This is a genomic window from Streptomyces sp. NPDC054866 (assembly GCF_053610745.1).
Map to the genome: position 1 here is coordinate 179,146 of NZ_JBSGZA010000003.1, position 21,018 is coordinate 200,163.

Here is a 21,018-nt window from a genome sequence, read left to right on the forward strand (position 1 = left end):
AAAAGTGGAGAACCTGATCGCGCTGCTCGTAGCGGCGCCTCTGCTCGGAGCGGCCGTACTGCTGTGCGGCGGGCGGCGGTTGGACCGTGTGGGCCACTGGCTCGGCACGCTGCTCGCGGCCGCATCCTTCGTCGTCGGCGTCGTGCTCTTCGCCGACATGCTGGGCAAGGGCGCCGATGAGCGCTCCCTGTCGCAGCACGTGTTCAGCTGGATTCCCGTGGAGGATTTCCAGGCGGACGTCGCCTTCCAGCTGGACCAGCTGTCGATGACGTTCGTCATGCTGATCACCGGTGTGGGCACCCTGATCCACATCTACTCCATCGGGTACATGGAGCACGACGAGCGGCGCCGCCGCTTCTTCGGCTATCTGAACCTGTTCCTCGCGGCGATGCTCATCCTGGTCCTCGCCGACAACTACCTGCTCTTGTACGTCGGATGGGAGGGCGTGGGCCTCGCCTCGTACCTCCTGATCGGCTTCTGGCAGCACAAGCCCAGCGCGGCCACCGCCGCGAAGAAGGCCTTCCTGGTCAACAGGGTCGGCGACATGGGCCTTTCGATCGCCATCATGCTGATGTTCACCACCTTCGGGACGTTCGCCTTCGGGCCTGTCCTGGAGGCCACGGGTGAGACGTCGGAGGGCAAGCTGACGGCCATCGGCCTGATGCTGCTGCTCGCGGCGTGCGGCAAGTCGGCCCAGGTGCCGCTGCAGTCCTGGCTCGGTGACGCGATGGAGGGCCCGACCCCGGTCTCGGCCCTGATCCACGCGGCGACGATGGTGACCGCGGGCGTGTACTTGATCGTGCGCTCCGGAGCGATCTTCAACGGCGCCCCGGACGCGCAGTTGGTCGTCACCGTCGTGGGCGCGGTCACGCTGCTCTTCGGTGCGATCGTCGGTTGCGCGAAGGACGACATCAAGAAGGCGCTCGCCGGGTCGACGATGTCCCAGATCGGGTACATGATCCTGGCCGCGGGCCTCGGCCCCATCGGCTACGTCTTCGCGATCATGCACCTGGTGACGCACGGCTTCTTCAAGGCCGGGCTCTTCCTCGGGGCCGGTTCGGTCATGCACGGCATGAACGACGAGGTCGACATGAGGAAGTACGGCGGCCTCAGGAAGTACATGCCGGTCACCTTCGTGACCTTCGGTCTCGGCTATCTGGCGATCATCGGCTTCCCCGGTCTGTCCGGCTTCTTCTCCAAGGACAAGATCATCGAGGCGGCGTTCGCCAAGGGCGGCACGGAGGGCTGGATCCTCGGCTCGGTCGCGCTGCTCGGCGCCGCGATCACCGCGTTCTACATGACACGCGTAATGATCATGACCTTCTTCGGTGAGAAGCGCTGGCAGCCGGATGCGGACGGCCATGAGCCGCACCCGCACGAGTCGCCCAGGTCCATGACGATCCCCATGATCGTGCTCGCCTTCGGGTCGGTCTTCGCGGGTGGCTTCTTCAGCATCGGCGACCGCTTCATGCACTGGCTCGAGCCGGTCACCCACCACGACCACGGCGACTCTCCGCTGAGCGCCGCCACGGTCACGGGCGCCACCATGGTGGTCCTGATCATCGGTGTGGGCCTCGCCTACGTCCAGTACGGCCGCCGTCCCGTCCCGGTCACCGCCCCGCGCGGTTCGCTGCTCACCCGGGCCGCCCGGCGCGATCTCCTCCAGGACGACTTCAACCACGTCGTCCTGGTCCGCGGCGGAGAGCACCTCACCCGCTCCCTGGTCTACGTCGACCACACCCTGGTCGACGGAGTCGTCAACGGCACGGCGGCCTCGGTCGGCGGGTTCTCCGGACGGCTGCGCAAGATGCAGAACGGCTATGCCCGCTCCTACGCGGTCTCGATGTTCGGCGGCGTTGCGGTACTCATCGCCGCGACCCTGCTGATGAGGGCGGTCTGATACCGATGTCCTTTCCTCTGCTGACAGCGACGGCGGCCCTGCCCGCGGTCGGCGCGATCGTCACGGCGGCCGTCCCGGCCGCCCGGCGCACCGCCGCCAAGTGGCTCGCGCTGCTCGTGTCGCTCGCCACGCTCGCGCTCGCCGTGACCGTGCTCGTGCGGTTCGACCCCGACGGGGCCCGCTATCAACTCACCGAGTCCCGCTCGTGGATCGCGGAGTTCGGGGTGCGGTACGAACTCGGCGTGGACGGCATCGGTGTCGCCCTCATCGCGCTCACCGCCCTGCTGATCCCCTTCATCATCCTGGCGGGCTGGCACGACGCCGACCCCCTGGAGACGAAGTCCTCGCGCTGGCGGCCGACTCAGGGCTTCTTCGCCCTGATCCTGGCCGTCGAGGCGATGGTGATCCTCTCCTTCGAGGCCACCGACGTCTTCCTCTTCTACATCTTCTTCGAAGCCATGCTCATCCCGATGTACTTCCTCATCGGCGGCTTCGGGGACCGCGCCCACGCGGGCACGGACGAGAACGCCTCGGCGCAACGCTCGTACGCGGCCGTGAAGTTCCTCCTCTACAACCTGGTCGGCGGCCTCATCATGCTGGCCGCGGTCATCGGGCTCTACGTGGTGGCGGGGAACTTCTCGCTCCAGGAGATCACCGAGGCGCGGGCCAACGGCACCCTGGAGATGGCGACCAGTACCGAGCGGTGGCTGTTCCTCGGCTTCTTCTTCGCCTTCGCGGTGAAGGCGCCGCTGTGGCCGCTGCACACCTGGCTGCCGAACGCGATGGGCGAGGCCACGGCCCCGGTCGCCGTACTGATCACGGCGGTCGTCGACAAGGTCGGCACCTTCGCGATGCTGCGCTTCTGCCTCGGGCTCTTCCCCGAGGCGAGCAAGTGGGCGACGCCGGTCATCCTCGTGCTCGCGCTGATCAGCATCATCTACGGGGCGCTGCTCGCGGTCGGCCAGCGCGACATCAAGCGCCTGGTGGCGTACGCGTCGATCTCGCACTTCGGGTTCATCATTCTCGGCATCTTCGCGATGACCTCGCAGGGCCAGTCCGGCGCGACGCTCTACATGGTCAACCACGGGATCTCGACCGCCGCCCTGATGCTGGTGGCCGGCTTCCTCATCTCGCGGCGCGGCTCGCGGCTCATCGCGGACTACGGAGGAGTGCAGAAGGTCGCCCCGGTGCTCGCGGGCACCTTCCTGATCGGCGGTCTCGCGACGCTCTCGCTGCCGGGTCTCGCGCCGTTCGTGAGTGAATTCCTGGTCCTGGTGGGCGCGTTCGCGCGTTATCCGGTGGTCGGGATCATCGCCACCATCGGCATCGTGCTCGCCGCGCTCTACACCCTCGTCCTCTACCAGCGGACGATGACGGGCCCGGTGAAGCCGGAGGTCTCGGCCATGCCGGACCTGCGGGCGCGTGAACTCGTGGTCGTCGCACCGCTGATCGCGCTCCTGATCGGCCTCGGTGTCTACCCGAAGCCGCTCACCGACCTGGTGAACCCGGCGGTCAAGCACACCATGTCCGACGTACAGCAGAAGGACCCGAAGCCCGACGTGGAGGCGGCCAAGTGAGCGCATCAGCCGTCCACAGCCTGTGGACAATGGCGTCGGCCGCGGCGCCCCAGGATCAGATCGACAAGATCGACACTCCCACGATCGAGTACGGGCAGCTGTCACCGACGTTGATCGTCATCGGCGCGGCGGTCCTCGGGATCCTCATCGAGGCCTTCGTACCGCGCAAATCCCGTTATTACGCGCAGGTGTTCGTGGCGGTCGTCGCCCTCACCGCGGCCTTCGCCGCGGTGGTCGGGCTCGCCGCCACCGGGTACGGCACGACGAAGGCCAAGATCGCGGCGATGGGGGCGATCGCGGTCGACGGACCCGCGCTCTTCCTCCAGGGCACGATCCTCCTGGCGGGCCTCGTCGCGATCTTCACCTTCGCCGAGCGGCGGCTCGACCCGGTGGCGCACGGCAAGCGGGTGGACTCGTTCGCCGCGCAGGCCGGATCGACGCCGGGCAGCGAGGGCGAAAAGGCCGCCACGAAAGCCGGGTTCACCACCACCGAGGTGTTCCCGCTGGCGCTCTTCGCGATCGGCGGGATGCTCGTCTTCCCGTCGGCGAACGACCTCCTGACGCTCTTCATCGCCCTTGAGGTCTTCTCGCTGCCGCTCTATCTCCTGTGCGCGCTCGCCCGCCGCAAGCGCCTGATGTCGCAGGAAGCCGCCGTCAAGTACTTCCTGCTCGGCTCGTTCTCCTCGGCGTTCCTGCTCTTCGGGATCGCCCTCCTCTACGGGTACGCGGGCTCGGTGTCGTACGGCACGATCGCCAAGGTCATCGACGGCAGCGTCCAGGAGGTCAACCCGGCGCTCGCCGACACGATGGGCAACGACGCGCTGCTCCTGATCGGCGCCGCGATGATCGTCATGGGTCTGCTCTTCAAGGTCGGCGCGGTGCCGTTCCACATGTGGACCCCGGACGTGTACGAGGGCGCGCCCACCCCGGTCACCGGCTTCATGGCCGCGGCGACGAAGGTGGCCGCCTTCGGCGCGCTGCTCCGGCTCCTCTACGTGGTCCTGCCGGGCCTCCGCTGGGACTGGCGGCCCGTGATGTGGGGCGTCGTGATCCTCACGATGCTGGCCGGCGCGATCGTCGCGATCACGCAGACCGACATCAAGCGGCTCCTCGCGTACTCCTCGATCGCCCACGCGGGCTTCATCCTCGCTGGTGTCATCGCCATGACACCGGACGGCATCTCGTCGGTCCTCTTCTATCTGGGGGCCTACTCCTTCGTGACGATCGGCGCGTTCGCGGTGGTCACGCTGGTGCGGGACGCGGGCGGCGAGGCCACGCACCTGTCGAAGTGGGCGGGGCTCGGGCGGCGCTCGCCACTGGTCGCCGCCGTCTTCGCGGTGTTCCTGCTCGCCTTCGCCGGCATTCCGCTGACCTCCGGGTTCTCCGGAAAGTTCGCGGTGTTCAAGGCGGCGGCGGAGGGCGGCGCCGGTGCCCTTGTCGTGGTCGGTGTGATCTCGTCCGCGATCGCCGCGTTCTTCTACATCCGCGTGATCGTGCTCATGTTCTTCAGCGAGCCGAAGGCGGACGGCCCGACCGTCGCCGTGCCCTCGCCGCTGACCATGACGGCGATCGGCGTGGGCGTCGCGGTGACGCTGGTCCTTGGCGTGGCCCCGCAGTACTTCCTGGATCTGGCGAACCAGGCGGGGGTCTTCGTCCGGTAGCTGGTTCGTCGATCTGTTCTACTCGCCGCCGCCCGGCACCCCGTCCGACAAGGGTGCCGGGCGGCGGCCTGTGGATAACTGTGAGGGGTGTCGGTGGGGAGCCCTATCGTGGAGGCAGTGGTCGAAGCGCGACGCACGGGGGCAGGGCGATGGATGGGATCGATGGCATGAGTGAGGTGGCCGTACCGAGCGCGGTGGCGGAGAGTGACGCCCTGCGGACGCTGCACCGCGTCTTCGGGTATGACGCGTTCCGCGGTGAGCAGGAAGCGATCATCGAGCATGTGGTCGCGGGCGGGGACTCCGTCGTACTGATGCCGACCGGTGGCGGCAAGTCGCTCTGCTATCAGATCCCGGCCCTGGTGCGGCCCGGCACCGGCGTGGTGATCTCGCCCCTCATCGCGCTCATGCAGGACCAGGTGGACGCGCTGCGGGCACTCGGCGTGCGGGCCGGGTTCATCAACTCCACGCAGGACTTCGACGAGCGGCGCGTGATGGAGGCCGAGTTCCTCGCGGGGGAGCTCGACGTGCTGTATCTGGCGCCGGAGCGGCTTCGCCTGGAGGGGACGCTCGATCTGCTCTCCCGCGCCAAGATCTCCGTCTTCGCGATCGACGAGGCGCACTGCGTCGCGCAGTGGGGCCACGACTTCCGCCCCGACTATCTGGCGCTCTCCCTGCTCGGCCAGCGCTGGCCCGACGTGCCGCGGATCGCCCTGACGGCGACGGCGACGCACGCCACGCACCGGGAGATCACCGAGCGGCTCGGCATGCCGGACGCCAAGCACTTCGTGGCGAGCTTCGACCGGCCCAACATCCAGTACCGCATCGTGCCGAAGGCCGAGCCGAAGAAGCAGCTCCTGTCCTTCCTCAAGGAGGAGCACGCGGGCGACGCGGGAATCGTCTACTGCCTCTCGCGCAATTCGGTCGAGAAGACCGCCGAGTTCCTGTGCAAGAACGGCATCGAGGCCGTGCCGTACCACGCGGGTCTGGACGGCGGGACGCGTGCGAGGCACCAGTCCCGCTTCCTCCGCGAGGAGGGCCTGGTCGTCTGCGCCACGATCGCCTTCGGCATGGGCATCGACAAGCCGGACGTCCGGTTCGTCGCCCACCTCGACCTGCCGAAGTCGGTCGAGGGGTACTACCAGGAGACGGGCCGCGCGGGGCGTGACGGCCTGCCCTCCACGGCCTGGATGGCGTACGGCCTGCAAGACGTCGTCCAGCAGCGGAAGATGATCCAGGGCAGCGAGGGCGACGAGGCGTTCCGCCGCCGGGCGGCCTCACATCTGGACTCGATGCTGGCGCTGTGCGAGACGGCCCAGTGCCGCAGGGCCCAGCTCCTCACGTACTTCGGCCAGGACGCGGACGGCTCGTCCTGCGGCAACTGCGACACGTGCCTCACACCCCCGGAGACCTGGGACGGCACGGTCCCGGCCCAGAAGGTCCTCTCCACGATCGTGCGGCTCCAGCGTGAGCGCGGTCAGAAGTTCGGCGCGGGCCAGATCATCGACATCCTGCTCGGCAAGAAGACCGCCAAGGTCATCCAGTTCGACCACGACCAGCTCTCGGTCTTCGGCATCGGCGAGGAACTCGCGGAGGCCGAATGGCGGGGCGTGGTGCGGCAGTTGCTCGCGCAGGGTCTCCTTGCGGTCGAGGGGGAGTACGGCACGCTGGTCCTGACCGAGGAGAGCGGTTCCGTCCTCGGCCGGGAGCGGGAGGTGCGGTTGCGCAAGGAGCCGAAGAGGCCCGCCGCGGCGAAGGCCCCGAAGGGGGAACGGAAGGCGAAGGCCGCTGCGGCCGTTGCCGAGCTGCCTCAGGAAGCGGTGCCGGTGTTCGAGGCGCTGCGGGCGTGGCGCGGTGCGCAGGCCAAGGAGCTGGGCCTCCCGGCGTACGTGATCTTCCACGACGCCACGCTCCGGGAGATCGCCACGCTGCGACCCACGTCCCTGGCGGAGCTGGGCGGGGTCAGCGGCCTCGGCGAGAAGAAGCTGGCGACGTACGGGGAGGGCGTGCTGGAGGTCCTGGCGGAGCTGGACGGCACGGCTGCTCCGGCGCCGACCGAGGCTCCGGCGCCTCCTGAGGAGGAGTGGCCGGAGCCCCCGGAGGACTTCTGAGACCGGGCCCCGAAGGGGCGCGGGGAACTGCGCGCCCAGCCACGACGGTGGTGCGGACGAACCCGGTGCACGAGGGGCCGGGGGTGACTCCACCCCCGGCCAAGCAGTACTAGCGAGCCGAGGCGACCCTGCCAGAAACCTCGCCGAGGCCCACCCGGGTCCCGTCCGGGCCCGGGGCCCACGCCGTCAGCGTGACCTCGTCACCATCCTCGAGGAACGTCCGCTTCCCGTCCGGAAGGACAAGAGCGTCGCGGCCGTTCCAGGTGATCTCGATCAGGGAGCCGTACTGCCCCTCGGAGGGGCCGCTCACCGTGCCCGAGCCGTACAGGTCGCCCGTGCGCAGGGACGCGCCGTTCGCCGTCATGTGGGCCAGCTGCTGGGCGGCCGTCCAGTAGACGGTGGAGAAGGGGGGCTCGGAGATGACGTGGCCGTTCAGGGCCACGGTGATGCGCAGGTCGTAGCCGCCGGGCTCGTCGGCGACGGACTCCGCCGAGTCGTCCAGGTAGGGGAGGAGTTCGTGTGTGCGCTCCGGAGGGGCGACCCGCGCCGCGTCCAGGGCCTCCAGGGGGGTGATCCACGCCGAGACCGAGGTGCAGAAGGACTTGCCGAGGAAGGGCCCGAGGGGCACGTACTCCCAGGCCTGGATGTCGCGCGCGGACCAGTCGTTGAGGAGGGTCAGCCCGAAGACGTGCTCCCGGAAGTCCGCGAGCGGCACCGGAGTGCCGAGCTCCGACGGCGTACCCACGACGAAGCCGACCTCGGCCTCGATGTCGAGGCGGACGGAGGGTCCGAAGACCGGCGCCGTCTCCGCGGGAGCCTTGCGCTGCCCTGTCGGGCGTACCACTTCAGTCCCGGAGACCACAACGGTGCCGGACCGGCCGTGGTAACCGATGGGCAGGTGCTTCCAGTTGGGGGTCAGCGGGGACGGTGCGTCCGGGCGGAAGATCTGCCCCAGGTGGGTCGCGTGGTGCTCGGAGGCGTAGAAGTCCACATAGTCCGCGACCTCGAAGGGGAGGTGCAGCGTGACCGCGGACAGGGGGTGCAGCAGGGGGCGCACGACCTCGCGGTGCGCCGGGATCGTCACCCACGCGGTGAGCGCGCGTCGCACATCGGACCATGCCGTGCGGCCCGCGGCGAGCAGCGGGTTGAGCGTGGGCCTTGCGAGCAGCGAGACATAGGGCGAGCCGAGCGCCGCGGCAGCTGCGCCCGCGTCGAGGACATGATCACCGAGTCGTACGCCGACCCGGCGCTCCGCGGCCCCGGCGGCGTCCCCGGCCAGGGAGAACACGCCGTACGGGAGATTGTGCGGCCCGAAGGGATCGCCCTCCGCGAGAGCGAAGGGGTCGCCTACGGAGCGGACGGAAGGGTCGCTCCCGGCCGGATCGAGCGGGGTGTGCTCGGACATGCGTACCTGCCTCGCTTTCCATATGGGTGTGCCACACGTTACGTGGGAACCTCCGGTTGGGGCAGTGTCTAAAGAGTTCGCAATGTCCGAATAAACCTTGCTGGAGTGGTCAGTTCCGGCTTAGCGTCCTTTTGGGGGACGCGGACGGGGTGGGTCCGGGTCATACGGAGGGACACGTGGGGGGACCCGTGGCCATGAGGAATGACAGCGTGCCCTTCGCGGTGGACCGTGAGGTGCCCGGCCTGATCGTGAAGTTCGGCAGTTATCCGCTGCACCACGGCGGTGTGGGAGCGATCCGCAGCCTCGGGCGGCTCGGCGTGCCCATGTACGCGATCACGGAGGACCGTTACACACCGGCCGCGGCCTCCCGCCATCTCACCGGCGCCTTTCCCTGGCCGACCACCGGGGCGGAGGAACCGGAGCGGCTCGTCGACGGGATGCTGCGCGTCGCGCGCCGCATCGGCAGACCCACGGTCCTGATCCCGACCGACGAGGAAGCGGCCGTCCTCATCGCCGAGCACCAGGAGCCGCTGAGCGGGGCGGGGTTCCTCTTCCCCCGCGTGGAGCCGGAGTTGCCCCGCCGCCTCGCCAGCAAGCAGGGCCTGCACGAGCTGTGCGTCGAGCACGGCATCGCCTCGCCTGCCGCGTCCTTCCCCGAAAGTTACGGGGACATAGAGAAGTTCGCCGCCGATGCGGCCTTCCCTGTGGTCGCCAAGAACCGCGAGGCGTTCACGCGCCGCTCCCGGCCCGCGGTGAACGGGACGACGCGCATAGAGACCCTTGAGGGCCTGCTCGGCCTCGCCCGTGACTGGGGCGAGCGGCCCGGCGTGATACTCCAGGAGTATCTGCCGCGGGAGCAGGCCGAGGACTGGATCGTGCACGCGTACTTCGACGCGGATTCGGAGCCGCGCGCGCTGTTCACGGGCGTCAAGGTGCGCTCCTGGCCGCCGCACGCGGGAATGACGGCGAATGCGTACGTCGTCGACAATCCGGAACTCGCGGACCTCGCCGCACGTTTCATCAAACAGATCGGCTTCACCGGCGTCATCGACCTCGACCTCCGCTTCGACCGGCGCGACGGTCAGTACAAACTGCTCGACTTCAACCCCCGCATGGGCGCGCAGTTCCGGCTCTTCGAGAGCGAGTCCGGGATCGACGTCGTCCGCGCGATGCACCTGCACCTGACCGGCCGCCCGGTTCCCGAGGGGGAACAGCGCGCCGGCCATCGGTACATCGTGGAGAACATCGACCTGCCCGCTCTCCTCGCCTACCGCCGCAGTGGTTACACGACGCCGCACGCGCCCCCGCACGCGAGCGGCACGGAACTGGCGTGGCTTGCGGCGGACGACATGAAGCCGTTCTTCACGATGCTCGCGCGGTTCGTGCGGCCGGGCGCGAAGCATCTGTACCAGCTGTGGCGGACCAACCGCCGCGGCAGCACGACCAGTTAATACTGCTCCACCACGAAGTAGGCACACGCGGTAAGTGACGTCCTGGGGAGGGACTTCGTGATCCATCCAGTAGCAGTCATCGGGGCGGGGCCGTTCGGCCTGTCCACCGCGGCCCATCTGCGGGCCCGGGGCATTCCGGTGCGGGTCTTCGGCGACCCGATGGTGAGTTGGCGCGCGAACATGCCCGCGGGCATGCTCCTGAAGTCGACCCCCGTGGCCTCGAACATCGACGCGCCGCAGCGCGGCCACAACCTCGTCGACTACTGCGACGCGGCGGGCATACCGCGCCTGGTCACCGACGAGGACATCATCCCGGTCGAGACCTTCGTCGGCTACGGGGAGTGGTTCAAGGAGAAGCTCGTGCCCGACCTGGAGCAGGTGCGGGTGGTGTCGGTCGACCGCAGGGGCACGGCGGGCTTCGACCTGAAGCTGGACTCCGGCGAGCAGTTCACCGCCCGCGCGGTGGTGGTCGCGACCGGCCTCTCGGGCCTGGCGCAGCTGCCGCCCGCGCTCGCCGCCGCCGTGCCGGACGGGCCGACCCCCACAGGGCCCGTCTCGCACAGCTCGCAGCACAGCGACCTGTCGCGGTTCGCGGGGCGTGAGCTGATCGTGGTCGGCGCGGGGCAGTCGGCCCTGGAGACGGCCGCGCTCGCCGCCGAAGCGGGCGCGAACGTACGGGTGGTGGCGCGCGGCAAGGGATCGGTGGCCTTCGGGGCGCCTCCGTGGGAGCAGCCGAAGCTGCGCCCCGAGTCGCCCTTCGGCCGCGCCTGGTCGCTGTACGCGATCAGCTACTACCCCCACCCGTACCGCTATCTGCCCCCGCAGGCCCGCCACTTCCTGGTCCGCCGCATCCTCGGCCCGCTGGGCGCGTGGTGGCTGCGCGAGCGCTTCGAGGGCAAGGTCGAGACGCGCGAGGTCCGCCGCCTCATATCGGCGGACATCCGGGACGGCAGCCCCGTCCTGCGCCTGGAGACCCTGGGCGGCCGAATCCGCGACCTCTCCGCCGACCACGTCATAGCGGCGACGGGCTACCGCGTGGACATCGCCGCGATGGACTTCCTGGGCCCGGCCCTCCGCGCCCGCCTGGCGGTGAGCCGAGGCACACCGAAGCTGGGCCCGGGCTATGTCTCATCGATCCAGGGCCTCTACTTCACGGGCCTTCCGGCGGCGGCGTCGTACGGCCCGGTGATGCGCTTCGTATGCGGCACGGAGTTCGCTTCGCCGCGGTTGGCGGGGCATTTGGGGCGGGCGCACGGCTGAGGGTCGGCGGCTAGGAGAAGGGAAGGCGTCGTCGGCTCACCGCCACGAAGATCAACGGTGGCGTCCTCCTAGCGGACGCCTTCGATGAGCTTTTCCAGAGCCCTGTCACCGTTCTCCGCGATGAACTGCACGCTGTCCATGCCCACATGGACCGCCCCGTCCGCGGCCATGCCGAGGTAGGTGACACCGCGGCCGGTGTCACCGATGGGGTAGAGGTAGACCCCCGCTTGTTCGCCGAGGTCGTCGAAGATCTCGCAGTCCCACTTGGCCACCAGTGGATCGAGGCGGAACGGAGAGCGGGGCGCCGTCCGCCCCGGGCCCTTCTGGTTGATCTCCAGGCCGCCGAACTCACGCAAGAAGTTCCTCGCCGCCTCGTGCATCTCGAAGTCCTCGTCGGCTTCGTGGAGCGTGCGCTCCCACGTCTCGGTGGAGACCGACCGGCCGGGGTACCAGCCGGCGAGCCGCAGAACGCGGTCGGTCTCCGCCGACCACCGTCGCCCGATCTCCGCGCTCAGGTCGTGCTCAGGGCTGTGCGGGAGCACGAGGTCGTCCCCGGCCGGGACGAACGGCAGCGGGGCGTCGGTGCGGCGCTCCATGACGAGCTTTTCCAACGCCTCGTACCCGCTGTCCGCGAGGTGCTCGACGCCGTCGGAGACGATGCGGACGGTGCCGTCCGCCGCGATGCCAAGGAGGCTCTCCCCGCCGTCGACCTCTCCGACGGGAGTCAGACCCGCGTACGCCTCGCGGCTCTTCCCGGAGGCCGTGAGCGGGTCGAACCGGAAGGGTGACTGGGGCATGATCGGACCCGGCGTCCACTCGTCGGTCCGCAGCCCGCCGAACTCGGCGAGGAACACCCGGGCCGCGTCGTGCACCTCGCATCCGAGCTCGCGCAGCGCGTCCTCCCAGCCCGACGTCGGCACTCGGCGGCCGGGATGCCAGCCACAGGACCGCAGGACGCGCTTGGTCAACGGGGACCAGCGGGTGTGCAATGCGTCCTCGGAGCCCGGCACGCCTTCCTGGGCGCGGGTGCGGCTGCCCGTGACGAGCCTCTCCAGCGCCTCGTCAGCCGAGGACGCGAGCGGCCAGACGCTGTCGCGGCCGAGATAGACCGTTCCGTCGGTGGCCATGCCCAGGGCGTCACCGCGATCGTCACCGCCGAGGGGGTACAGATACGACGGGGCATCCGGTTCGCCACCCGGCACGTCAAAGACCTTGTCGTCCCACTGAGCGGCGAGCGGGTCGCACCGGAACGGACCCGTGGCCGTCTCGACCACCAGGTCCCCGAATTCGGCCAGGAAGCGTCGCGCGGCCTCGTGCATCTCGAAACCGCCGCGCCCGCGCAACGTACGCAAGTAGTCCTCGGTGGGCACCGAGCGGCCGGGGGACCAGCCTGCCTTCCGTAGCGCGTGATCGGTCTCCTCGGACCAACGCTGCCGGCGTTCATCGCTCATGCCCAGTCCGCTCCTCTGACCCCGAGTTCGTCGAGCACATGCTTGCACGAGTCGCAGATGGGCTTGGGGGTCTGGTGTGCGGCATTCCCCGCGGCACGGACGTTCACAGCGGCCATCACACCACCCCGGGGATCGACGCCCGCCTTCATGGCGTTCGACAGAGCCTCGGCCTCACCGCACTTCCCGTGCTGGTTACCCGCCCGGAGATTCTCCGGCACACGGTCGTACGCGGCCCTGATGTCGGGGTGCAGGTCGTGCTGCACGTCGGGGCCGCCCTTGGCGTTGGCCCCGGTGAAGGGTGTGTTGTGTCCCGGCACCGAAAGCCCCGCCGCACTGGTCGGCCTGGTCTTCTTGCTCGCACCCGTCGGTGCGTCCTGTTCCTCCTGGGCCCGCCTCTTGGCGGCGTCCTTGGCCGCCGTCTCACAGTCCGGGGCGAGCCCCAGCGGGTCCACTGCGGTGAACGGATTCGGCACGTACGCACGCGGGTTGGGGCCGGGAGCCAGACCGAGCGGGTCGACGGAGGCGTACTGCCCCGTCTCCGGGTCGTAATGGCGGTGGTAGTTGTAGTTGAGCGCCGACTCGGGGTCGTGGTACTGACCGGGGAAGCGCAGGGGGCAGTACGCGCCGTCAAGGCCGGCGTCGCCGAGCGGGGCGCCCCATACCGTCGTACGGGAACGCCAGGCCAACTCTCCTTGCTCGTCGACCAGTTCGGTGGGGGTGCCGACCAAGTCGGTCACGATCGAGTAGAACTGGACGTCCACCCATTCCTGCGCGCTCTCGCCCGTGGCGATCCGGTCCACCTGGGTGACCGGGCTGAACCGGTCCCTTTCCCAGTTCCACACCGTGCACTTCGGCGCTTCGTCGCCCGCGCGCGTAGCCTGCTCGGCCAGGACGAACCCGTCCCAGGCGAACGTCGTTTCCTCCACCACGGTCGCGCCGTCCGGGCCGAACCGCTGCTTGGCGACACGACGCCCGAACGGGTCGTACCGATAGCCCCACTGGGTGCCGTCCGGTGTCGTGACTCCGACGAGCCGGTCCTGGCTGTCCCAGCTGTACTTCCAGACGTCCGGCTTCCGTGAGAGCCGCTTCTTGCGTCGCACGACGACCCGGCCCTGTGCGTCGAACTCGTAGCGAACGTCGGCCGACCCGCGAGGCGCCGGTTCACCCCCGGAAGGCTGCGTGGGCCGAGCCGAGTCGTGGCCGCGCCATTCGGACCGGGTGAGGTTGCCTGCGGTGTCGTACGCGTACCGCTCCGACCAGGTCGCCGCCTGTACGCCGGTGACCCGCCCCGTGCCGTCGACGTCGACCACGCGGTCGCCGCCCAGCAGATCGCTGATCGCGGTGACCGAGCCGTCCTGCCGGTAGCGATACGCGCGCTGCTGGAGACGCCGCGGTTCGGGCGAGCCCGAAGGGCCGCCGTCCGCGGTCAGCGTCTGCGTGCTCAGCCTGCCGTCCGTGTCCCAGGTCTGGCTGAGCACGGTGGACCCGGTCCGGCGTTCCACCTCGCGCCCGGCCTCGTCGTACCCGAAGGTGACGGTCCTGCCCGCGGTCCGCAGGAGCACCGGCCGGTCACGGCCGTCGTACTCCCAGATGCTCTCGGCGCCCGACGGGGAGACCCGGTGGGTACGCCGGCCCAGCAGGTCGTAGGCCGAGCGGACGGTGGCGCCGTTGCACGTCTCGGCGAGGACGCGGCCACGGGCGTCGCGTTCGTAGGCCAGCTCCGTGTGGCCGTCGCTCACCCGCAGGACATTGCCGACCGGGTCGTACGTGTACGCCGTGGTCCCCTCGGCGGACCGTTCCTCGAGCACCTTGCCGAACGGGTCGCGCACGTACTCGGTGGCCTGTCCCGCCCCGTTGGTCCGGCCGACGAGGCGGCCGGCGGCGTCGAAGCGGTAGCTCTGGGTGCGTCCGTCGAAGTCCCGCTCATGGACCAGGCGTCCCGCCTCGTCGTAGAGGTAACTCCAGACGGCGCCGAGCTGGTTGGTGATCGACGTGACGCGCAGTTCGCGGTCGTAGGCGAATTCCAGGCGTGATCCATCGGGGTCGATCCGCGCCGACGGCAGATCGAATCCGGAGTACTCGAAGCGGGTGACCTGCCCCAGAGTGTCCGTGTGCTCGACGAGGTTGCCCTCGCCGTCGTAGACGCGGTGCTCGGTGCTGCCGTCGGGCAGGGTGCGTCGGCTCAGCTTGCCCTCGGGGGTCCAACTGGTCCGGGTGACTGAGCCGTCCGGGCCGGTCTGCGCGATCACCCTGCCGAAGGCGTCGCGCTCGAAGTGCGTCGTGGAGCCCTCGGCGTCCGTGCTCGATGTGGGGTCCCCCGTCGCGGCGGGCTCCAGAAGCGCTGTGCGTCCCGCGGCGTCCGTGATCGAGGTGAGAGCACCGAAGCCGTTGTAGCGGTAGGAGATCCGGGCGCCGGTGGGGTCGGTCTCCGCGGTGAGGTTGCCGCGTTCGTCGTACTCCAGGTGCCAGACGTGACCGTCCGCCTGCGTCACGGCGACGGGCTGGCCGTAGATGCCGTTCTCGGCATGCTCCTGGCTGCCGTCCGGACGGATGACTGCCGTGGGGGCGCCGTCGGTGTCGTAGACGTACCGGGTCGTCTGGCCGAGCGGGTCGGTGCGCGAGAGCAGGCGGTTGTAGCGGTCCCACTCGGAGTACGTGGTGTGGCCGAGCTGGTCGGTCTGAGCGATGAGTTGACGGAGTTCGTTGTGGCGGTAGGTGGTGGTGTTGCCCAGGGAGTCGGTGTAGCGCGTTGTCCGGGTCTCGTCGTCGTACGCGATGGAGCACGAGAGTCGGCCGTCGGCTCCTTCGCCGCTGACGCAGCGGTTCTGATCGTCGTAGGTGAAGCGGTACCAGCAGCCGATGCGGTCGGTCCAGGAGGTGATGCGGGAGCGGCCGTCGTAGGTCAGCGTCAGGGGCAGGCCACTGGAGTTGTAGATCTCGGTGAGATTGCCGTCGGCGCCGTAGCCGAAGCGCCGCAGGGAGGTGCCCTCGGGGCCGGCCTGCGGGTCGTGCAGGCGCAGGCCGACGACGCGGTCGCGTTCGGTGTCGACGTGGAGGTGGCGTCCTGCGGAGTCGCGTACGGCGGTGGGTGTGCCGTTCCGGTCACGGTCGAAGTCGACCCGCAGGCCATTACGGTCGGTGATCGCCACCAGCGGCATCGTGAAGGCGGCATCGGTCGACGCGGGCGACTCGGCCGGTGCGAAGTGACGTGTGGTGCCCGTGGCCGGGTCGGTGATGCGGATGGGGGCGCCGGGCGCGCCGTCCCAGTCCAGCGGCCAGCGCGGTCCCTCCAGGGGCATGACGGAGGTGCCGGGCCGGGGCACCGGGTAGAGCAGCAGCATGCCGTCCTCGGTGGCGAAGACGGCTCCTTCCCTGTCGAGTTCGAGGCGTTCGTCGAGCGTGGACGCCCAGGACGCACCGAACCACCGTCCCCAGCGGTATGTCGACAGATGCGTGCGTCGCAGGGCGATCGGGAGCAGCCCCGGCAGGTCGACATCGGTCTCCTGCATGATCATCTCGCCGGAGACCATGTCGATGGGGTCGCCGTTCTTGCAGCGCCCCTCCGCCTTCTTGCTGGAGGCCGCGGCATCGTCGGCGCCCTTGCGCAGTCCGCCCTTGCCGAGGCCCTTGGCCATTCCCTTGAGGCCGGCCTTGAGTCCCTTCATGCCCTTGGCGAGGCCGCGGAGGCTGGTGAGGCCCTTCATGCCGGGTATGCAGTCCAGGGCGGCGAAGGCGACGTCGAGTAGGCCTGCTTCTCCGTTGGCGTATTTATGGAGGGTGTCGGCGAGGACGACGAGGGCGGCGATGAGGACGATGGCGCCCAGGATCGGGCCGCCGATGATCATGGCGATGACGCCGAGGACGGCGACGACGACCTTGCAGACCGCGACGATGGTGTCCCAGTTGTCGGTGACCCAGTCCCCGACCTCCTCCCACCACTTGCGGTTCTGAATGCCCGCGTCCGAGGCCTCTTCGAGCTTCTTCTTCGCCGTCCCGGCCGCGTCCTCGCGCATCTTGCGCGCGTCCTCGGCCATCTTCTTCGCCGCGTCGAGGTTGCTCTTGGCGGCGGAGACGTCCGACTTGGCGGTCGTCTGGGCCTTCTCGGCGGCGGTGGCGTTGCGGGTAGCGGCCTTGACCTTGTCCGGGTCCGGCTTGGGAACGTCCTTGCCGGCTTTGGAACCGCCGTCGTCGTCCTTGTACTTGTCGGCTTCCTTGCCCGCCTTGTCCACCCACGAGTCGGCCGATGACAACCGTGTCTGGGCGGAGGACAAGTCCCCTTGCGCTTCACGGCCCTTGACCAGGGCCTTGTCCGCAAGGGCCTGGGCGCGCTCCAGCTCCGGCCAGTACGTCGACAGGGCGTCGCCCGCCATCTCGTAGCTCTTCTTGAGCTTCTTCAGTTTGCCCGGCGCGTCCTCGAACTCCGACGTGAAGGACTCCGCCGTCTTGCCCGCCCAGGTGAGGATCGCGTCCTCGCCCGCCATCCCCTTGATGTCACGGAGGACCTTCGACACGTCGTCGGCGAAATCGTGCAAGTTCTTCGCCAGGTTCCGCACCCGGTCCGGGTCTCCCGGCGTCGGGTCCTTGTCCAAGTCCAGGACATGCCAATCCGCCGGACGATTCCCCGCCATCCCACAACCCCCGTCACGCGGTCCCCGCTAACTGCTCAGTGCGGGCGTAAAGTTACTAGTTTTGCTGGTGGGGAGGGGTGGTCGAGGGGATTGGTTACCAGATGCGTACGTTGCGGCCGGGGGCCGGGGGCCGGGGGCCGGGGGCCGGGGCCGTGGCCGGTCCCGATCCCGGGCGCGTTCGCCGTCAGCTCCCTGGCGCCGCCCTTTCGAGCGTCCAAGCCGACGAGCCCTCCGGCGGCGCCGGCCAACGTTTTAGTGCGGCGAAGTCGATCCCCGCGTCGGCCTCTTCGTCGCCCGTGGGGACGCGGCCCTCGCTGTCGGACTTGTAGTAGAGGCCGTAGGCCCAGAACTCGGGGAACTCGTGGCCCATGATCTCGTGCGCCGACGCCTCCGTGTCCGCCCGCGCGTACCGCTCATTGATCCTCGCGACGGCCTCTGCCCGGGGCATCCCGAACAGCTCCACCATGACATCCGCCATGTCGCGGTAGTACTCGAGCATGGTGTCGCTCAAGGGGGCGAGGAATTCGTGCGGTAGCGGGTGCGGTGGCTCCTGCGTCATGTCGTCTCCCGGGGTGAGGTCCGGGCCAAGTACTACCTCAGCGTCGGTTCGCGGCGACACGTCCCGGTGAATCCCGCGAGCGCCGGTAGTGCGACCAGCGCACGTTGCTCGTCACAGCTCCTGTGACGTTGCTTTCAGCATCGCCCGGGATCCGTATTCTCTGGATCATGGCTGCACCCCTCGCATATTCACTCATCGCCACTGACCTGGACGGAACGCTGCTGCGCGGTGACGACACCGTCTCCGACCGGTCGTTGGCCGTGCTGGCGGCGACGGCCGCGGCGGGGGCGCGCCACCTGGTGGTGACCGGGCGGCCCGCGCCGCGCGTGAAGCCGCTCCTCGACGATCTGGGGGGCGGCGGCCTCGCCGTCTGTGGACAGGGGGCGCAGTTGTACGACTCCGGGACCGACCGCATGATCTGGTCCGTGACGCTCGACCGCGACCTCGCCGAGGCCGCGCTCGGGAAGATCGAGGCGGAGGTCGGGCAGGTCTACGCCGCCGTCGACCAGGACGGCGTGGACGGGCTCACTCTCATCGAGCCCGGATATCTGATGCCGCACCCCACCCTGCCCGCCGTGCGCGTGAAGGGGCGGGACGCCCTGTGGGCCGAGCCCATCAGCAAGGTGCTCCTGCGCCATCCCGAGCTGACCGACGATGAGTTGGCCGCCGTCGCCCGCGATGCCGTCGGGCCCCTCGCCACCGTCACCATGTCCGGTCCCGGCACCGTCGAGCTCCAGCCGCGCGGGGTTACCAAGGCGACCGGGCTCGCCCTCGCCGCCGAGCGGCTCGGGATGACGTCACAGGACACCATCGCCTTCGGCGACATGCCCAATGACGTACCGATGTTCGTGTGGGCGGCCCGCGGTGTCGCCATGGCCAACGCCCACCCCGACCTCAAGTCGGCTGCCGACGAGGTGACTTCGTCGAACGAGGACGACGGGGTGGCCGTCGTGCTGGAGCGACTGTTCCCGCGCGAGGCCCGCGAGGGGAGCGAAGTCCGCGCGGGGAGCGAAGGCCGTTAGCCCGCCGTCCTCGGGATGCGCTTCTCCCATGTGCGGTGGAAGACGACCTCCTCGCCGTCCTTGCACACCACCTCGTTCGACGTGATGAAGTCCGCCGCGTCGCACGTGATCTCCGAGCGGGACTCGATGGACACGTCCCAGGCCAGCTCGGGGCGGTGCAGGCGGATCTTCCAGTCGGAGCGGGTGCGGGCGCTGAGCGGGTCGGACTCGTTGATCGTGTACGTCTCCACGGCGTCCTCGGTGAATTCGAGGCCGTCCGGGTAGACCCGCGTACCGCCGTAGCGCGGGTCCACCTCCAGGCGCCACTCGCCCTTCGCCACATCGCGTACGACCAGGCGCTCGGGCCGCGGCTCGTCGAGCGTCGCCGGGTGGACCACCCCGAGCGGCTCCGACTGCTCGGGGGCGGCGAAAGTGATGGAGGGGTCCAAGTCGCCCTCGCGCACCGGGAGTTCCAGTGTGCTGCCCGCCGGGTCCAGGACGAAGCCCGCCGAGTCCGCCTGCGGCCAGATCCACGGCCAGTACGCCGACGACACCGCCAGCCTGATCCGGTGTCCCGGCGGGAACGTGTGGCCGATCGCGTTCAGTTCGAACGTGACGTCCTCCGTCTCGCCTACCGGCCACGGAGTCACACGGTCACGGCCGTTGCGGGCGGAGAGGTTCAGTACGCCCCTCGTCACCAGGGTCGACGAACCGTCCGGGGCCACGTCGCACACCCGCGCGATCGCCTGGCCGGCCGGGACATCCATCTTCAGGCGCAGCGTCACCTTGGGGCGGCCCAGGATGCGTACGGCCGAGGGGACCTCGAACTCGAAGCACGCCGACTTCGCGTCCTCGTCGCGCTGGTCCGGCGGCAGGTCCGCGTCGTTGCCGAAGGGGAAGTAGCGCCCCGCATCCAGGCCCGTGTGCTGCGGGGAGTTGACCAGCATGGGCGCGCCTTGGAGGGCGTACGAGGTCGGCGTGACGTTCGGCGAAGGCCAGGACGGGTCGCCGACCCAGCCGCCCGGCAGCTCCGCGTACACCGTCGCCGGCGGGTGTGAGTCGCTGATCCAGGAGCGGAGCTTCGGCTCCGCCATGACGTCGTTCTCGACGCCCTTCAGGTGGTGGTCCCACCAGCGCAGCGTCTCCTGGAGGAAGCCGATCGCCGGGCCCGGCGGCAGGCCGCGGTCCGGGTACTGGTGCGACCACGGCCCGATCAACCCCCGTACGTCGCCCGGCAGATGCTCGACCAGGCGCAGGACCGTGTCCCGGTAGGGGTCGTGGAAGCCGCCCACCGCGAGCACCGCCGCGTTGATCGCCGAGTAGTCCTCGCAGACGCTGCCGTGCTGCCAGTACGCGTCCCGGGTCTGGTGGTCGAGCCAGGTGTGAATGAACGGGTCGACCGCTTCGAGGCGAGCCAGCCACATGTCCCGCCAGGCGTCGCCGACGAACAGCGGGTCCGGCGGGCGGGAGACGAAGGCGAGCATCGTCGCCGCCCACGCGTGCATGTCCACGGCCAGGACGGAACCACCCATGTAGTGCACGTCGTTGTCATAGCGGTCGTCCGCGGAGCAGACCGTGATGATCGCCTTGAGCGGCTCGGGCGCGAGGGCCGCGATCTGGAGGGAGTTGAAGCCGCCCCAGGAGATGCCGAACATACCGACCTTGCCGGAGCACCAGGGCTGCGCGGCGAGCCAGTTGACGACCTCGACCCCGTCGGCGAGCTCCACCGTGTCGTACTCGTCGCCCGGCATGCCCTCCGAGTTGCCGTGGCCCCGCACGTCCACGCGCACGGAGGCGTAGCCGTGGCCCGCGTACCAGGGATGGCGCTGCCAGTCGCGCGGCGCCGTCCAGTCGCTCAGGCGGTAGGGGAGGTACTCCAGGAGCGCGGGGACGGGTTCGTCCGTCACCGGGCGCCAGACGCGCGCGTACAGCTTGGTCCCGTCCGGGAGGGGTACCTGGACGTCCTCGTGGGTGGTCTCGTACGGGAAGGAAGTGCGAATCTGCATGGGGGGAACCT

At 69.6% G+C, this 21,018-nt stretch carries 12 protein-coding genes; 7 read left to right on the forward strand and 5 right to left on the reverse strand.

Annotation, left to right across the window (positions count from 1 at the left end):
- Positions 1–4: 4 nt before the first annotated feature.
- From nuoL to recQ, 4 genes are all read left to right on the forward strand, one after another.
- Positions 5–1,900 carry an NADH-quinone oxidoreductase subunit L gene (nuoL, locus tag ACWGI2_RS16200; protein WP_453695946.1) on the forward strand — a complete coding sequence of 632 codons (1,896 nt, stop codon included), beginning with the start codon at positions 5–7 and terminating at the stop codon, positions 1,898–1,900.
- A gap of 5 nt (positions 1,901–1,905) precedes the next feature.
- Entirely contained in the window at positions 1,906–3,477 is a 1,572-nt protein-coding gene (locus tag ACWGI2_RS16205) for an NADH-quinone oxidoreductase subunit M (protein ID WP_453397499.1), read from the forward strand.
- Positions 3,474–5,138 (forward strand): NADH-quinone oxidoreductase subunit NuoN, encoded by a 1,665-nt coding sequence (nuoN, locus tag ACWGI2_RS16210; protein WP_453397498.1) that lies wholly within the window; start codon positions 3,474–3,476, stop codon positions 5,136–5,138. Before ACWGI2_RS16205 ends, nuoN begins: the two co-directional genes overlap by 4 nt.
- Before the next feature lie 167 nt (positions 5,139–5,305).
- A complete protein-coding gene (gene recQ / locus ACWGI2_RS16215; protein ID WP_453695948.1) occupies positions 5,306–7,246 on the forward strand; it encodes a DNA helicase RecQ in 1,941 nt (646 codons plus the stop codon).
- A 109-nt stretch (positions 7,247–7,355) separates the two neighbouring features.
- Here the strand turns inward: recQ and fahA are convergent, their stop codons facing one another.
- Complete coding sequence (fahA, locus tag ACWGI2_RS16220) at positions 7,356–8,651, reverse strand: fumarylacetoacetase (RefSeq protein WP_453695949.1); 1,296 nt, start codon at positions 8,649–8,651, stop codon at positions 7,356–7,358.
- Positions 8,652–8,845: 194 nt separating this feature from the next.
- Here fahA and ACWGI2_RS16225 point away from each other — a divergent pair, with 194 nt between their 5' ends.
- Both ACWGI2_RS16225 and ACWGI2_RS16230 read left to right on the forward strand, forming a co-directional pair.
- Positions 8,846–10,102, forward strand: a complete 1,257-nt coding sequence (locus tag ACWGI2_RS16225; RefSeq protein ID WP_453695951.1) for a carboxylate--amine ligase — start codon at positions 8,846–8,848, stop codon at positions 10,100–10,102.
- Positions 10,103–10,159: 57 nt separating this feature from the next.
- Positions 10,160–11,362 carry an FAD-dependent oxidoreductase gene (locus tag ACWGI2_RS16230; protein WP_453695952.1) on the forward strand — a complete coding sequence of 401 codons (1,203 nt, stop codon included), beginning with the start codon at positions 10,160–10,162 and terminating at the stop codon, positions 11,360–11,362.
- Between the two features lie 68 nt (positions 11,363–11,430).
- Here the strand turns inward: ACWGI2_RS16230 and ACWGI2_RS16235 are convergent, their stop codons facing one another.
- From ACWGI2_RS16235 to ACWGI2_RS16245, 3 genes are all read right to left on the reverse strand, one after another.
- A complete protein-coding gene (locus ACWGI2_RS16235; protein ID WP_453695953.1) occupies positions 11,431–12,813 on the reverse strand; it encodes an SUKH-3 domain-containing protein in 1,383 nt (460 codons plus the stop codon).
- Entirely contained in the window at positions 12,810–17,441 is a 4,632-nt protein-coding gene (locus ACWGI2_RS16240) for a DUF6531 domain-containing protein (RefSeq protein WP_453695955.1), read from the reverse strand. Before ACWGI2_RS16240 ends, ACWGI2_RS16235 begins: the two co-directional genes overlap by 4 nt.
- Positions 17,442–17,625: 184 nt before the next feature.
- The gene (locus ACWGI2_RS16245; RefSeq protein ID WP_453695957.1) at positions 17,626–18,000 is read right to left on the reverse strand and encodes a hypothetical protein; all 375 of its coding nucleotides are present in this window, start codon (positions 17,998–18,000) and stop codon (positions 17,626–17,628) included.
- Between the two features lie 167 nt (positions 18,001–18,167).
- On the opposite strand from ACWGI2_RS16245, the gene ACWGI2_RS16250 reads away from it, so the two are divergent.
- Positions 18,168–19,022, forward strand: coding sequence for an HAD family hydrolase (locus ACWGI2_RS16250; RefSeq protein ID WP_453695958.1), 855 nt, complete (start codon positions 18,168–18,170; stop codon positions 19,020–19,022).
- Here ACWGI2_RS16250 and ACWGI2_RS16255 read toward each other — a convergent pair.
- Complete coding sequence (locus tag ACWGI2_RS16255; RefSeq protein ID WP_453695960.1) at positions 19,019–21,007, reverse strand: CocE/NonD family hydrolase; 1,989 nt, start codon at positions 21,005–21,007, stop codon at positions 19,019–19,021. The two genes, ACWGI2_RS16250 and ACWGI2_RS16255, sit on opposite strands and share 4 nt — an antisense overlap.
- Positions 21,008–21,018 lie beyond the last annotated feature (11 nt).

Excerpts from the sequence above, each read along its gene's own strand:
- ACWGI2_RS16250 (WP_453695958.1), top strand. The coding sequence starts at position 18,168 with ATGGCTGCACCCCTCGCATATTCACTCATCGCCACTGACCTGGACGGA.
- ACWGI2_RS16235 (WP_453695953.1), bottom strand. The coding sequence starts at position 12,813 with ATGAGCGATGAACGCCGGCAGCGTTGGTCCGAGGAGACCGATCACGCG.
- recQ (WP_453695948.1), top strand. The coding sequence starts at position 5,306 with ATGAGTGAGGTGGCCGTACCGAGCGCGGTGGCGGAGAGTGACGCCCTG.
- ACWGI2_RS16205 (WP_453397499.1), top strand. The coding sequence starts at position 1,906 with ATGTCCTTTCCTCTGCTGACAGCGACGGCGGCCCTGCCCGCGGTCGGC.
- ACWGI2_RS16245 (WP_453695957.1), bottom strand. The coding sequence starts at position 18,000 with ATGACGCAGGAGCCACCGCACCCGCTACCGCACGAATTCCTCGCCCCC.
- fahA (WP_453695949.1), bottom strand. The coding sequence starts at position 8,651 with ATGTCCGAGCACACCCCGCTCGATCCGGCCGGGAGCGACCCTTCCGTC.
- ACWGI2_RS16225 (WP_453695951.1), top strand. The coding sequence starts at position 8,846 with ATGAGGAATGACAGCGTGCCCTTCGCGGTGGACCGTGAGGTGCCCGGC.
- ACWGI2_RS16255 (WP_453695960.1), bottom strand. The coding sequence starts at position 21,007 with ATGCAGATTCGCACTTCCTTCCCGTACGAGACCACCCACGAGGACGTC.
- ACWGI2_RS16240 (WP_453695955.1), bottom strand. The coding sequence starts at position 17,441 with ATGGCGGGGAATCGTCCGGCGGATTGGCATGTCCTGGACTTGGACAAG.